The following is a 13,988-nucleotide window of genomic DNA, read 5'->3' on the forward strand; positions in this document are numbered from 1 at the left end:
CGGCCTACCGCGGCCACAGCGCCCACAGTTGCAGCGGCTGCTTGAGCTTCCCGGCGAGCTGGTAGGCGGGGTCGGTCCAGCCGCCCCAGCCGGTGAAGAGGTCGGCGCGCACGGCGCCGACGATGGCGCCGCCGGTGTCCTGCGCGAGCACGAGTTTCTGCTGGTTGAGCGCGCTGCCCTGCGTGGCGAGCCAGACCGGGGTGCCGTAGGGGATGCTTTGTGGATCGACAGCGATGGAGCGCCCGGGCGTGAGCGGCACGCCCTGGGCACCGCGCGGTCCGAAGCGGGCGTCGAGTTGATTCAGGGCTTCTTCGCGGAAGAAGACGGTGCGCGGGTTGCTCCAGAGCATCTCGTTGACGCGGCCCGGATTCTGCGCGGCCCATGTTTTAGTGGCCTCCCAGGATCCATCGCGGATGGCACGCTGATCAAGCAACCATCGAATGGCGCTCTGGTAGGGATGGCCGTTGTGGCCGGCGAAGGCGACGCGCACCTGGCGCTGGCGGCCGTCGGGTTCGGTGATGTCGAGCCGGCCGGAGCCCTGGATCTGCAGGATGAGCGCGTCGATGGGGTCGGCGAGCCAGGCGATGGCTTTGCCTTGCAGCGCGGCCTGGGCGACGGGCAGGGTGTCGATGTCCTTGCGGCTGTACCAGGGCTGACCCGGGCGAAAGCCGGCGGGTAGCGCGTAGAGCGGCGTGCGGTGGCTGGCGCTGGGCAGGCGGCGGGCGCCGAGGATGGGTTCGTAGTAGCCGGTGAGCAGGCCCTGGGGCAGGCTGCCGTCGCGCTCCATGACGCGGTAGGGCTGGAAGCGGCGCTCGACCCAGGCGCGCTGTTCGGCGGGCGTGGCGATGGCGAGCGGGCGCGCTTCGTTGCAGAGCACGGCATGCCCGGCGACAGGCCGTTCACAGCCGCGCAGCCAGGCGTTCCAGGCTTCGTGCAGGCTGTCTTGTCCCCAGCCGGGCAGTTCGCTCCAGCGCACGGGGGTCCAGAGGCTCTTGCCGCGCTGCAGGGCGGGCGGCAGCGGGCCGGTGTCGACCACGCGGGGCACGTCCACCGGCGCGCGCGGGGGCATGGGAACGGAAGAGCACGCCGCGAGCAGGCTGCCTACAATGCAGGCCGCCAGCCACACTCTCCACCCACTTCCCCCACCGAAACGACCTGCCATGACTTTGCTGTTGCTTGAAGCGCTGGGCGCGCTGGTGTTGCTGGTGTTCATTGTGTGGTGGACCATGTTTTCCGGGCGCAAGAAGGGCGAGCTGCCCGAGGATGTGCAGCGCGAGCGGGACCAGGACGGTCCGCCCATGCCCTGAGACGGCGCGGCCGCTCGTTCACTCACGCGAGCCGCAGGGCGTTGGCCAGCTCCACCGCCGATTTCACCCCCATCTTGTCGAACACGCGCGAGCGGTGCACTTCGACCGTGCGCACGCTGATGTTGAGCTGGTCGGCGACGAGCTTGTTGGGCAGGCCGGCGATGACGAGGTTCATGACGTCGCGCTCGCGCTCGGTGAGCGAGTCCAGCCGCTGCTGCATCTCGCGCTGCGCGCGGCGCGCGGCGAGCACCTGGGCGGACTGGTTGAGCGCCTGCTCGACGCGGTCGACCAGGGCGTTGTCGGAGAACGGCTTTTCGCAGAAGTCGAAAGCCCCGCGCTTGACGGCGTCGACGGCGGTGGGCACGTCGGCATGGCCGGAGAGAAAGATCACCGGCATGACGGCCTGCCAGGGCAGGGTGAGCAGGTGTTCGAACAGCGCGAGGCCGCTGGTGCCGGGCATGCGCACGTCGAGCAGCAGGCAGCAGGGTGAATGGGGTTCGCTGTGCCAGCGCGCGATCTCGGTCAGGAAAGCGTCGGCGCTGTCGAAGCCTTCGCTGAGCAGGCGGCGCGTGCGCAGCAGCCAGGCCAGCGCGTCGCGCACGCCGGCGTCGTCATCGACGAGAAAGATCCGGGCGTCGGGGTGCTGGGTCATGGCGGGATGATAGTGAACACGGGCGATCAACCTTTGATTTCATAGCCGCGGTGCCGTTCGAACTGTCGGTATTGGGCGCTCACCTGAGGATCGCTGAAACTGCCGTGGACTTCATCAAGCTGCCCTGCCCCATCCAGACCAGGGAGTGCGGCCACGGTATCGACCCAGGCCTGCTCCGACTGGGGTGGACCGACAAAGGCTCGCCCTTGTGGACCGCGCTGTCGGGCGCCGTGAGGCTGCGGTCCTGCCCGGCCCAGGGGTAGAGGCCCTGGAAGAGGATTTTGTGAACCTGGCAGAAATCCGCGTAGGTGATTTGGGTCAACGTGGCGAGGTGGTGCACGACCTCCGGGAGGTTGGCCCGGAAGAGTTCGTGTTCGGCCGCCTTGACGATGTCAAGGTCCTTCTCGGCCGCGAAATTGCGCAGGTAGCCTGCGGTGTCGAAGTCCTTAAACGGATCGAACACGCTGCTGTTCCCGGAGATGGTTGATCAGCAAGGTGGCCATCTCGCGGTCGGTGAGCTTGTGGGCGCGTTTCAGGGCCACGAGCAGATCGCCAGTCGAATCAGAACGGACCTCGTCACCGGACAGTCGCGTCGCGGTGTCGGCCCACTCGTCGGCAGCGGTTCGAACGTAGGCAACCTGGTGCGCCTGCGCCAGACGGGCGACAAACTGGCTCACCTTTTCCGTGGGCAGTTCGCGCAGAGGCAGGTGCAGCGAGGGGGCACGCGAGCGCTCCGCAGGGCGCACATAAACCACCGGCTGACCCGCAATCGACAAACGCCGATGGATGCGGTGTGACCCGATGTCCAGTGGCAGGGTGTTGGCGCTGGACTGGCCCGGAGCAAGGTTGCGATCGATGCGCGCTTTCACACCGAGTTTCTGAAAGATTTCGACCGCGATGGCTTCGGCGGACGCCACCAGGCTCACTTTGCCGGTGTCGGCGTTGCGGGCCGATTTGGCGTAGATGCCAGCCCCCACCCGCATCAGCTCACCCCGGGCCAGCAAGGCCTTGAGCGCTTCGGACACTTGGGAAGCACTGCCGAAGTGGGCCACATCACGCCTCAGGAGCACCACACCAGGACGGCGCCTGATGGACAAAAGAATGCGGTTTTCGATCTTCACGGCAGGGGTGCTCCAGAACAGAAGCATATTTTCTCATGAAAAGGCATTTTTGTCTTTAAATTCAATTGGTTACAGAGATCAGAAACACCTGTTTTCCGGCATGATCTGCACAACTTCAGGCGCCCGGCAGCGTGAACCGGAACACCGTGCCCCGGGGCAGCGCCGGTTCGTAGGTGAGCGCGCCGCCGTGCTGCTCGATCACGGTGCGGCACAGGCTGAGGCCGAGGCCCATGCCTTCGGCCTTGGTGGTGAAAAAAGGCGTGAAGAGCTGCTGGCGCACCGCTTCGCTCAGGCCGTGGCCGTGGTCGGTGACGGCGAATTCGACCCAGACCTTGCGCGGCGGGCTGCCGCGGGCGGCGGCTTCGTCGTCGTCACTGGCGTGCAGGCGCGTGCGGCTGACCGCCAGCGTGAGCACGCGCAGGCCGGAGGCGGCCGGCGGGTCGTTGGCGGGCATGGCCTGAACGCCGTTGCGCGCGAGGTTGAGCAGCACCTGCTCGACCATGGTGCGGTCGCACAGCACGGGCGGACAGCCGGGCGCGATCTGGGTCTGCACGCGGATGCCCTGCTTCTTGGCCTGCAGGCCGAGCAGGGGCAGGATGGCGTCGATCAGGCTGGCGGGCGCGACGGCTTCGCGCACCTGTTCGCGGCGGCGCACGAAGTCGGCCACGCTCTTGATGACGCGCCCGGCGCGCTCGGCCTGTTCGCCGATGCGCTGCATGGCCTGGCGCAGCTCGCCCTGGGGCAGGGCGGGCCCGCTGGAGCCGGGCGGCTCGTCGAGCAGGTTGAGCGTGCCGCTGGCGTAGCTGGCGATGGCCGCGAGCGGCTGGTTGAGTTCGTGGCTGAGCAGCGAAGCCATTTCGCCCACGGTGGCGAGGCGGGCGGTGGCCTGCAGGCGCTCCTGCGAGGCGCGGTTGAGGTCTTCGATGCGGCGCTGTTCGCTCAGGTCGAGGATGGCGCTCATGAAGCCGGTCTGCGTGCCCTGGGCGTCGATCAGCGGGGCTTCGATGATGAGCACCGGGAAGCGGGTGCCGTCGCTGCGCTGGAAGACGGATTCGTAGCCCTCGCGTGGCAGGGTCTGCCCGGCCAGGCGCACGGCCTGGCGCTGCTGGTATTCGTCGACCAGCTCGGGCGGCCACCAGGGTGCGGGCAGGCCGGTGCCGATGAGTTGCTCGGGCGGCAGGCCGACCATCTGGCAGAAGGCGGGGTTGACGTAGGTGATGCGCCCGCTCATGTCGCGCGCGCGCAGGCCGGTGACGAGGGAGTTTTCCATCGCCTTGCGAAAGGCCAGGGCGTCGCCGAGTTCGTGTTCGGCGCGCTGGCGCAGGCGCATGTCGCGCCCGAGCAGGCCCAACACGGCGAGCAGGGCCAGCGAGAGCGCGCCGACGACGGCGGTGAGCACGTTGGGCAGCAGGCCGAAGGCCGCGCCGGTGCCCAGGCGCGGGCTCTCCAGGCGCAGCAGAATGGTGTGGCCGGGCAGGTCGAGCAGGGCGCGCGCGACCTGGGTGCGGCGGCTGCCGCTGACGCTGCTGTAGAGCGCGAGGCGGGTGCCGTCGGTGTCGATGAAGGCCAGGCCGCGCCCGCGCAGCAGGTTCTTGTTGCCCAGCTCGGCAAGCAGGCCGGGCAGCGAGTAGGTGGCGACGAGGAAGCCGGCGGGCTTGCCGTTGCGCACGACGGGCAGGCACATGTCCATGAGCTCCAGACCGAGGCCGCCGTTCATGGGCCAGAAGTAGCTCGGGGAGTACGAGGGACCGGAGCTGCGTTGCGCGTTGTCGCAGGCCTGGCGCATGTCGGGCAGGGCCTGGGAGCGGTCGAGGTAGCTGAAGAGGTCGGCGAGGTAGGGCGTGTCGCGGTGGGCGATGAGCGCGCGGCTGTTGTCGCGCCACTCCAGGCGCACGATCTCGCGGTGTTCGGCCAGCACCTCGCCGGCCGGCGCGGACCAGGCGCCGGGGCTGGCCGCGATGCTGTAGAGCGACTGCAGGGTCTGCACGTTGCGCACCAGGGCGCTGCGAAGGTCGCTGGCGAGGGCTTCGGCATCGGCTTCGAGCGCGCTCTGGTCGCGCACTTCTTCGTATTCAGCGGCCAGGTAGGCCAGCACGCCCAGCAGGGCCAACACCAGCAGCAGCAGCGCGCCCCACAGCAGCCGCCGGCGCGGGCGCAGGCCGCCACGCGGTGGGTCGCCGGGAGCGGCCGCGAGCATCAGAGCCTGCGGTGCTGGAGGGCGGGCAGTTGTTCGCGCACGCTGTGCAGGCGCGCCATGTCGAGCTCGGCGAGCACGACACCGGGGCCTTCGGCCTGCATCGCCATGACCTGGCCCCAGGGATCGATGACCATGCTGTGGCCCCAGGTGCGGCGGCCGTTGTCGTGGTTGCCGCCCTGGGCGCTGGCGATGACGTAGGCCTGGTTTTCGATGGCGCGCGCGCGCAGCAGCACCTCCCAGTGGGCCTGGCCGGTGGTGTGGGTGAAGGCGGCGGGCACGAGCAGCAGGTCAGCGGCGAGCATGCGGTAGAGCTCGCCGAAGCGCAGGTCATAGCAGACGCTCATGCCGACGCGCCAGCTCTGGCCCTGGCGCGAGGGACAGTCGAAGACGGTGGGGGTTTCGCCCGCGCGCAGCACGCTGGCCTCGTCGTAGCTCTCGCGGCCGTTGTCGTAGCGGAAGAGGTGGATCTTGTCGTAGCGGCTGACGCATTCGCCCTTGGGCGAATAGACCAGCGAGGCGTTGGCGGCGTGGTGGGGGTCGTCGGTGGCCATGGGCAGGGTGCCGCCGACGATCCAGAGCTTGAGCTCGCGCGCGGTGTCGGACAGAAAGTCCTGCACCGTGCCCAGGCCCGGGGTTTCGGCCAGCAGCAGCTTGTCGGCGTCGCTCTGGCCCATGAAGCAGAAGTACTCGGGCAACACGGCCAGCTCGGCACCGCAGTGGGCGGCCTGGTCGAGCAGGGCGCGCGCTGCGCTGAGGTTGGCGTCGAGGCTGATGCCCGAGACCATCTGGATGGCGGCGACTTTCATGAGAACTCCTTCTTTGGTGGCATGGCGCCCCCGGGTTTTCTGAAAAGCTTAACGCAGCCCGGCGCCCGCTGCCGGTGCGGCCTGGCGTTCAACCTTGTCTACTTGCGGGTCGGCCCAGCTGCCGGTGATGTGGAACTGCTGCGTTGTGGCGCTTTGCAGCGGTTGGCGCAGCAGGAACTGGGCCAGAAAGGTGCCCAGCCCGATGGCGGGGTTGATGGCGGTGGCGATCAGGGCCGCGGTGCCGGCGTTGATCTCGGGCACGACGACGACCTTGAGGTCCTGCTGTTCGCGCGCGATGTCGGCGCTGCCTTCCATCAGCACGGCGGCGTTGATGCCCTTCATCTGCAGGTTGTTGGTGCGGGCCACGCCCTGGATGATGGTGGCGTCGCCGCGCACGAAGTCGAAGGTGAAGCCCTCGGAAAACACGTCGCGGAAATCGAGCACCAGGCGGCGCGGCAGCGCCTGCAGGCTGAGCACGCCGAGCAGCTTGGCGGCACCGGGTTCGACCTTGAGGAACTGGCCGCTCTGCACGTCGGCCTTGAGCTGGCCGGAGAGGCTGGGGTAGTCCAGCGTCATGGGCGAACCGACCCAGGCGATGTGGCCGCTGATCTGGCCCTTGGCGCCGCGCACGACGCCGGGGCGGCCAAAGCGCGTGAGCAGCAGGCCGGCGTCCTGGATGTCGAGCTTGAAGTTGAGCGCGGTGCGCCGCACGGCACCCGCGCTGTTGTCGGGCACGGCCCAGCTGCCGGAGGCGAAAAGCTGCGCTTCGGGGGTGTCGATGTTGAGCCTGGTGAGCTGCCATTCGCGGGTGCGCGCGGCGGTGCCGCGGTTCTGCGCCACGATCTCCACGCGCGAGAGCCGCCGGTTGGAGAGCACGAGGTCTTCGATCGCGATGTCCAGCGCGGGCATACTGGTGGGCTGCTGCAGCAGCTGCTCGACGTCGGCGGCGGCGGCCGGCGCGAGGTTGAGGTGGGCCAGGCGCGCGTAGATGTTGCCGGCGGTGTTGCCGGCGGGCTGGCGGTATTCGACGTAGCCGTTGAGTTCCTCGGCGTCGACGTTGGCGCGCCAGTGGTTGCCTTCGCGCGAGCCGCCGACCACCACGTTGGTGAAGCTGCGCCCGCTGACGATGAGCTGGCCGGCGCGCACCGCCAGGCTCGACGGCAGGTAGCCCAGGCTGGCGTTGTCGGTGGCGTCGGGCGCCTGCACGCTGGCGCGCACGTCGGTGCCGGTGGTGGCGGTGAAGACACGCTCCCAGGCGTCGGCGTCGACCCGCTGGAAACGGATGTTGGCCTGCACGCCGTTGGCCGGCTGGGTGACGGTTTCGCCGGCGTCGAGCCCGGCGGCCATGCTGCCGCGCAGCACGCGCGGCTCGCTGGTGGTGATGTCGCGCTCGTAGCGCAGCTCGGCCAGCGGCTGGCCCGGCGGGCCGAGGGTGACGGCCAGGCTGTCGGTGCGCGCGATTTCGCCCGAGGGATCGGCCAGCACCGAGAGCACGCGGTTCTCGTAGCGCAGGGGCAGGCTGTCGGCGGCGGCCTTGGCCAGCGGCGCGGGCAGGTTGATGGCGAGCCCCTGCAGGGTGCTGGTGACCACGAGTTCGGGCACGCCGGCGCGGAAGCCGAGTTCGGCGCTGTAGCTGGCGGTACCGCTGGCCTGGCCGAACAGGCGCGAGACGAAGCCCAGCCCGCCGTCGCTCAGGCCCTGGGCGCTGGCGCTGCCCTGGCCACGGAACTGGATGCGCGGCGTGCCCCGGGGCACGGGCACCATGCCGCCGTCGAAGCGCAGCTCGCCGCCGTAGAGGCGGGCCTGGGCATCGGCGACGGTGAAGCCGGTCTCGCTGAAGCTCAGGCGGCCGACGGTGCGCCCGAGCAGGGGGGCATCGGGCGTGAGCTGCAGGTCGTTGCCGCTGAACTGGACGCTGCCCTGCACGGTGGTCTTGTCGATCTGCTCCAGCGGCAGCTGGAGCTTGAACTGCACCTGGGCGGGGCCGTTGACGGTGGCGCGCTCCAGCACCCGGCCGGTGAAGAAGTTGACCGGCGAGCTGCGCACGAAGCCCAGCACCTCGGTGGCCGGCCCCTGGGCGCTGGCGCTCACGCTGAGCACGGGGGCGCGGACCAGATCGGCGATGGCCACCTCGGCCTGGCTCAGGCGCACGCCGGGCGCGCCGTCGAGCCCGGCGTCGAGCCGGCTCAGGCGCAGGGCGGCGCGGTCGAGCACGAGCTGGCCGTTGACGCCCTTGAGGGCCGGCCAGGCGGCATCGCCCTCGTCCTGCAGGAAGGGCGGCACATAGGCGAAATCAACCTCTTTGAGCTGGGCGGTGATGCGGAATTCGCCGCGCGCACCGGGCTGGTTGAACGGGATGTCCCAGAGATCGCCCTGGATGCGGAAATCGACCGGACCCACCGACCCACCCTGGACGGCATCGCGCACGTAGCGCAGCGCGTCCGGACCGACGGCGAGCGGCAGGTAGCGGTGCACGCGGGTGGCCTCGCCGCGGGTCAGGCGCGCGGTCAGGTCGAGCACGCCGGGGAAGCGCGCGTCCGAGGGGCTGGTGGCGGGGTCGCTGGTGTGCCAGTGGGCGCTGGCCGTGCCTTCGGCGTCGGCGTTGGCCAGGCGCACCTTGTCCAGCCAGGCGTCGATGCGCTCGCCCTGGATGCGCCAGCGCGCGTCGGCTTCGAACCGGGTGAGCGGCACGCGCACGTCTTCGAACACACCGGGCAGGTCGACCGAACCGTCGGCGATCTGGAGTCGCGCATGGCCGCCGTCCTGGTTGAGGTCGAAGTCGGCGCTGGCGGCCTGCACACCGGGGCGCCCGGGCAGCGGACGCTGACCGTTCACGGCGGCGCGCGCCTGCGCCGCCAGCGCGAGACCGGACACGCGGCCTTTGGCGCGGTAGCGCTCGGGGCGCCAGGCGGCGGGCGCGGGCGCGTCGCTGGCCTGCGCTTCGGCGCTGGCCGGGGCCACGCCCTGCCAGCTGGCGTCAAAGCCTTCGAGGCGGCCGGCGGGCTGCAGGCTGGTCAGCAGCGCGCGGCTGGCCCCGGGCAGGGGCAGGCGCGTGGCCACGGCGGCCAGCGCGGCGAGTTCGATGCGGTCGGCGTTCAGGCTGGTGCTGGCCGGGTTGTTGCCACGCGCGGCCTGGTGCCGCAGCCGCAGTTGTCCGCCCGGCCAGTCTTCACCACCCTGGGTGCGAAAGCGCAGGTTGTCGCTGGCGATCTCGAAACCGGCGGCGCTCCACTGGGCACTCAGGCGGCCCTGCAGCCCGGCCAGCGTGAGTTCGGGCAGCTTCGGCCCGAGCCGGGTGGCCACGTCCTGCAGCGCCAGGTCGGTGACGACGCCGGTGATGCGGCCTTTGGCGACGTCGGCCCAGGCGCGCACGGCACCCTGGCCGGAACGCACGTCGACCTGCCAGGCGGACAGGTCGAGGTAGCCGCGCAGGCGCGAGACGTCGGCCTTGGGGAAATCGGCGTAGAGCTCGCCGCTCCAGCTGTGCCAGGGGGTCTGTTCGCTGGACCCCCGCACGAGATCGAGCAGCGGCTCGCGCAAGCGGCCGCGCAGGCTGAAGCGGTCGCCCCATTCGGTGCTCGGGGTGGCATCGAGACGGAACTGGTGGCGGCGCGCGCTGTTGCGGGCCACGAAGTCGAGGTCCGTCAGGATGATCGGCGGCTGCGCGCGCAGGTCGTCGGTCCAGCGCACGACGCCGTTCTGGATCACGAACTCGGTCTGGGCAAAGAACCAGTCGGCGGCGGCGTTGTCCTCGGGCCTGGGGCCGGAGAAGTCCAGGCCCGCCACTTCGATGCGGCCTTCGGCGGTGCGCCGCACGTCGAGCACGGGTGAGGCAATCACCAGTTGCTCGAAGCCCAGCCGCCACAACGAGGGGACGGACACCGAGGCCTGCACGCTGGGCAGGTGCAGGGCCTCGCGCCCCGCAGGGTCGAAGAGCCGGACATCGGCGAGCTCGAAGGCCGGCACCAGGCTGGGCAGGAAACCGGCGCTTGCGCCATCGCCCGATACCGCCGTCTGCGCACGGATGGCGCCGACCTTCACGGGTACCCCCACAGCCCGGGTGGCCCAGCTTTCCAGCTCGGGGCGCCAGTCGTTGATTCGCGGCACAATCCACCCATGCAAGGCGCCGAAGGTGAGCGCAAACAGGCCCCAGGCGGCCAGCACCATCCACAACAAGAGCCGCGCGGTCACGGAAAGGGTTCTGGGGGTTCTCGTGGCAGACGCGAGAGGTGCCGGGCTTTGATTCATATCCACTGCAAATTATGACGGCCAGCCCCAACATCGGTTCCCCAGCACTCGATTCCGCCCTGTCAACCCATGTGCCGCCGGTCGCACCCTGCCTGGATGCCCTGACACTGGCCCACCGCGAGGCCGCCTACTCCCGTTTCGTGCAGCGCGTGCGACGGCGCTACGCCAGCGAACTGGACTGCCTGCCGCCGGGGGCGCCGGTGCACGCCAGCATGCAGGCCTGTCTGGCGCAATTGCTCGCCCGCAGCCTGGCCATGCCCGCGGCGCTGCGCGTGTTGCGCCAGCTGGTGCTGGAGCGCCTAGTGGTGCTCGACTGCGAGCAGGACGCCCCGCTGCAGGCGGTGACGCGGGCGGTCACCGAGCTGGCCGAACTCGCGCTCGACGCCGCCTGCACCCTGGCCTTTGCCGAGCTGGACGACCTGTACGGCGCGCCGCTGGCCGAGGGCGGCACCCGGGCTCAGCTGTGGGTGATCGGCATGGGCAAGCTCGGCGCGCGCGAGCTCAACGTGTCGAGCGACATCGACCTGATCTATGTCTACGACGCCGACGGCGAGACCGCCGGGAACGCGCAGGGACGCAACCGCATCAGCAACCATGAGTATTTCGGCAAGGCCGTCAAACACATCTACAACACGGTGGGTGAGACCACCGAACACGGCAATGTGTTCCGTGTTGACCTGGCCCTTCGGCCCAACGGCAACTCGGGACCGAGCGCGGTGTCGCTGGGTGCGCTGGAAGAGTATTTCCTGGTGCAGGGGCGCGAGTGGGAGCGGTTTGCCTGGCTCAAGAGCCGGCTGATCGCGCCGGCCGCCTGCGTGCGCGACAAGAGCGCGAACGGTTTGCGCGGCGCGGTGCTGCCCTTCGTGTTCCGCAAGTACCTGGACTACAACGTCTTCGATTCGCTGCGCAGCCTGCACCGCCAGATCCGCGAGCACGCGTCCAAGCGCGCCGCGGGCAACCCGGGCCGGGCCAACGACGTCAAGCTCTCGCGCGGCGGCATCCGCGAGATCGAATTCACCGTGCAGCTGCTGCAGGTGGTGCGGGGTGGCCAGTTCCCCGAGCTGCGCACGCGCCCGACGCTGGACGCGCTGCAGCGCCTGTGCAAAGCCAACCTGATGCCCCCGGCCACGGCCGAGGCGCTGGCCACCGCCTACGACTTCCTGCGCCGGGTGGAACACCGCATCCAGTACCTGGACGACCAGCAGACTCACGTGATGCCCACGCGCGACGACGACCTGGCCTGGCTCGCCGCCACCATGGGCTGCGCCACGGTGTGCGAGTTCCTGCGCGCGCTGGACGCGCACCGCGAAACCGTGGCGCAGGAGTTCGACATCCTGCTCGGTGGCACGTCCGGCGGCGGCTGCAACGGCGCGGGCTGCAACGGCAAGAACGGCGCCACCCGCAGCGCGGTCGACAGCCTGCAGGGTGTGTTGCCGCAGCTGCCCGAGGCCTTTGCCGCCAAGGTGGCGCAGTGGTGCGAACACCCGCGCGTGCTGGCGCTGCGCGAAGACGCCCGCCTGCGCCTGGTGCGGCTGGTGGAGCGCACCGGCGCCTGGCTGGAAGAAGGCCGCGTCAACGAGCAGGCGGCGCTGCGCCTGGCGGACTGGATCGAGCCGCTGCTGCGCCGCGAGAGTTATCTGGCGTTGCTGCAGGAGCGGCCTTCGGTGCACGAGCGGCTGCTGCGCCTGCTGGGCGCGGCCAAATGGCCGGCGCGCTACCTGCTGAAACACCCGGGGGTGATCGACGAACTGGCGAGCCAGCAGCTGCTGACCGACCGTTTCGATGCGCTGCAGTTCGAGGTCGAACTGGAAAACCGCCGCGACGCGCTGCGGTCCACCGACGAAGACGACGAAGAGACCCTGCTCAACCTGCTGCGCCGCGCGCACCACGCCGAGGTGTTCCGCACGCTGGCGCGCGACCTGGAAGGGGTGCTCAGCGTCGAGCAGGTGGCCGACGACCTCTCGGCCCTGGCCGACACGATGCTGCGCGTGACGGCGCGCTGGTGCTGGGGCCGCCTGAAGAACCGCCATCGCGAAGAACCGGCCTTTGCCATCATTGGCTACGGCAAGCTCGGCGGCAAGGAGCTGGGCTACGGCAGCGACCTCGACATCGTGTTCGTCTACGAAGACGAAGACGAGAACGCCGGTGAAATCTACGCCGCCTTCGTGCGCAAGATGATCAACTGGATGACGGTCAAGACCGGCGAGGGCGACCTGTTCGAGATCGACACCGCGCTGCGCCCGAACGGCAACTCCGGCATGCTCGTGACCAGCTTCACCGCCTACGCCAACTACCAGCAGCAGCGCGGCAGCAACACCGCCTGGACCTGGGAACACCAGGCGATGACGCGGGCACGCGCGGTGCTGGGCAGTCCGGCGATGTTTGCGCGCTTCGACGCGATCCGCGAATCGGTGATCACCGCCGAACGCGACAGCACTGCGCTGGCGGCCGAGATCGTGGCGATGCGCGAAAAGGTGCGTGCGGCGCACCCGGTGCGCGGCGACATGTTCGACGTCAAGCACAGCCATGGCGGCATGGTGGATGTGGAGTTCGTGGTGCAGTTCCTGGTGCTCTCGCAGTCGCGCGAGCACCCCGAGTTGCGCCTCAACACCGGCAACATCAATCTCCTGCAGCGCGCCGAAGCGGCGGGGCTGCTGCGGCCGGGCATGGGCCAGGCCGCGTCGGACGCCTACCGCGTGCTGCGCCAGATCCAGCACCGCGCCCGGCTGGACGAGGCGCCCACGCAGGTGGACGCCGCGCTGGTGGCATCGGAGGCGGCGGCGGTGCAGGCGCTCTGGCAACACGTGCTGGGCACGCCCCCCGGCGCATGAAACGGTCGGGCAGCTGGCTGCTGCTGTGTGCGCTGCACGCGGTGGCCAGCATGTTGTTGTGGTGGACGCGCGAGGGCACGCTGGACGCCTTCATCTGGCGCGCCGATGGCTGGACCGCCCAGCCCTGGACGCTGTGGACCAGCGCCTGGGTGCACCTGAACACCCCGCAACTGATCTTCAACCAGATCGCGCTGGGCGCGCTGACCGCCTTCGCCTGGGTGATCCGGCCCAACTGGACCTGCACGCTGGCCTGGCTGCTGGCCTGGCCGCTGGGGCAGCTGAGCCTGTTGTGGTGGCCACAGATCGGCTATGCGGTGGGTCTGTCGGGCGTGCTGCACGCGGGCATCGCGGTGCTGGCGGTGCAGTTGCTGCGCCAGCGCATAGCGATCCCGAAAGCGCAGCGCTGGGGCGGTCTGCTGGCGCTGGTGCTGCTGGGCAAGCTGCTGCTGGAGCGCGGCTGGGCGTACCCGGTGGTGTGGGACGGCGCCCATGACATGTCGGTGGTGCAGGCGGGTCACCTGAGCGCCGCGGCCTGGGGGCTGCTGCTGGGTCTGATCGCGACCTGGGGCCCGATCTGGCGCTTCAGCGGCCTGCCGCCCAGGCCACCACACACCGCGGGCCGCTGATCCCGCCGCCGCCGGTCGCCCTTGGGGGCAGAGGCACCGGCTGAAACCATGCTCACGGCATGGTCATGGACAAAAATCTTTCGGACAAATAGTGACTGATCAGTCACAATAGAAACGTTGAAGTTCAAAACAAGAACTCGACGACTTCTCTGACCACCGATCACACGCCGGAAAACCCATGAACACACGGTTACGGAACT

At 69.8% G+C, this 13,988-nt stretch carries 10 protein-coding genes; 3 read left to right on the forward strand and 7 right to left on the reverse strand.

The window, feature by feature from the left end; all coding sequences use genetic code 11:
- Positions 1–4: 4 nt before the first annotated feature.
- Positions 5–1,228 (reverse strand): murein transglycosylase A, encoded by a 1,224-nt coding sequence (gene mltA / locus AC23D4_RS14185; RefSeq protein WP_472888658.1) that lies wholly within the window; start codon positions 1,226–1,228, stop codon positions 5–7.
- On the opposite strand from mltA, the gene AC23D4_RS14190 reads away from it, so the two are divergent.
- Positions 1,161–1,307 carry a hypothetical protein gene (locus tag AC23D4_RS14190; protein WP_472888657.1) on the forward strand — a complete coding sequence of 49 codons (147 nt, stop codon included), beginning with the start codon at positions 1,161–1,163 and terminating at the stop codon, positions 1,305–1,307. The genes mltA and AC23D4_RS14190 overlap by 68 nt on opposite strands.
- Before the next feature lie 22 nt (positions 1,308–1,329).
- Here the strand turns inward: AC23D4_RS14190 and AC23D4_RS14195 are convergent, their stop codons facing one another.
- From AC23D4_RS14195 to AC23D4_RS14220, 6 genes are all read right to left on the reverse strand, one after another.
- Complete coding sequence (locus tag AC23D4_RS14195) at positions 1,330–1,959, reverse strand: response regulator transcription factor (protein ID WP_472888656.1); 630 nt, start codon at positions 1,957–1,959, stop codon at positions 1,330–1,332.
- Positions 1,960–2,038: 79 nt separating this feature from the next.
- Positions 2,039–2,422 carry a hypothetical protein gene (locus AC23D4_RS14200; RefSeq protein ID WP_472888655.1) on the reverse strand — a complete coding sequence of 128 codons (384 nt, stop codon included), beginning with the start codon at positions 2,420–2,422 and terminating at the stop codon, positions 2,039–2,041.
- A complete protein-coding gene (locus AC23D4_RS14205) occupies positions 2,406–3,080 on the reverse strand; it encodes a DUF6088 family protein (RefSeq protein WP_487623630.1) in 675 nt (224 codons plus the stop codon). The genes AC23D4_RS14200 and AC23D4_RS14205 overlap by 17 nt, the downstream gene beginning before the upstream one ends.
- Before the next feature lie 115 nt (positions 3,081–3,195).
- Complete coding sequence (locus AC23D4_RS14210) at positions 3,196–5,277, reverse strand: two-component system sensor histidine kinase NtrB (protein ID WP_472888653.1); 2,082 nt, start codon at positions 5,275–5,277, stop codon at positions 3,196–3,198.
- The gene (locus AC23D4_RS14215; RefSeq protein WP_472888652.1) at positions 5,277–6,083 is read right to left on the reverse strand and encodes a carbon-nitrogen hydrolase family protein; all 807 of its coding nucleotides are present in this window, start codon (positions 6,081–6,083) and stop codon (positions 5,277–5,279) included. The genes AC23D4_RS14210 and AC23D4_RS14215 overlap by 1 nt, the downstream gene beginning before the upstream one ends.
- A 48-nt stretch (positions 6,084–6,131) precedes the next feature.
- Entirely contained in the window at positions 6,132–10,274 is a 4,143-nt protein-coding gene (locus tag AC23D4_RS14220) for a YhdP family protein (protein ID WP_472888651.1), read from the reverse strand.
- 71 nt (positions 10,275–10,345) lie between these two features.
- Here AC23D4_RS14220 and glnE point away from each other — a divergent pair, with 71 nt between their 5' ends.
- Together glnE and AC23D4_RS14230 are read left to right on the forward strand one after the other, a co-directional pair.
- Entirely contained in the window at positions 10,346–13,162 is a 2,817-nt protein-coding gene (glnE, locus tag AC23D4_RS14225) for a bifunctional [glutamate--ammonia ligase]-adenylyl-L-tyrosine phosphorylase/[glutamate--ammonia-ligase] adenylyltransferase (RefSeq protein ID WP_472888650.1), read from the forward strand.
- Entirely contained in the window at positions 13,159–13,788 is a 630-nt protein-coding gene (locus AC23D4_RS14230; protein ID WP_472888649.1) for a rhomboid family intramembrane serine protease, read from the forward strand. The genes glnE and AC23D4_RS14230 overlap by 4 nt, the downstream gene beginning before the upstream one ends.
- Positions 13,789–13,988 lie beyond the last annotated feature (200 nt).

The organism is Hydrogenophaga sp. L76, assembly GCF_057654755.1.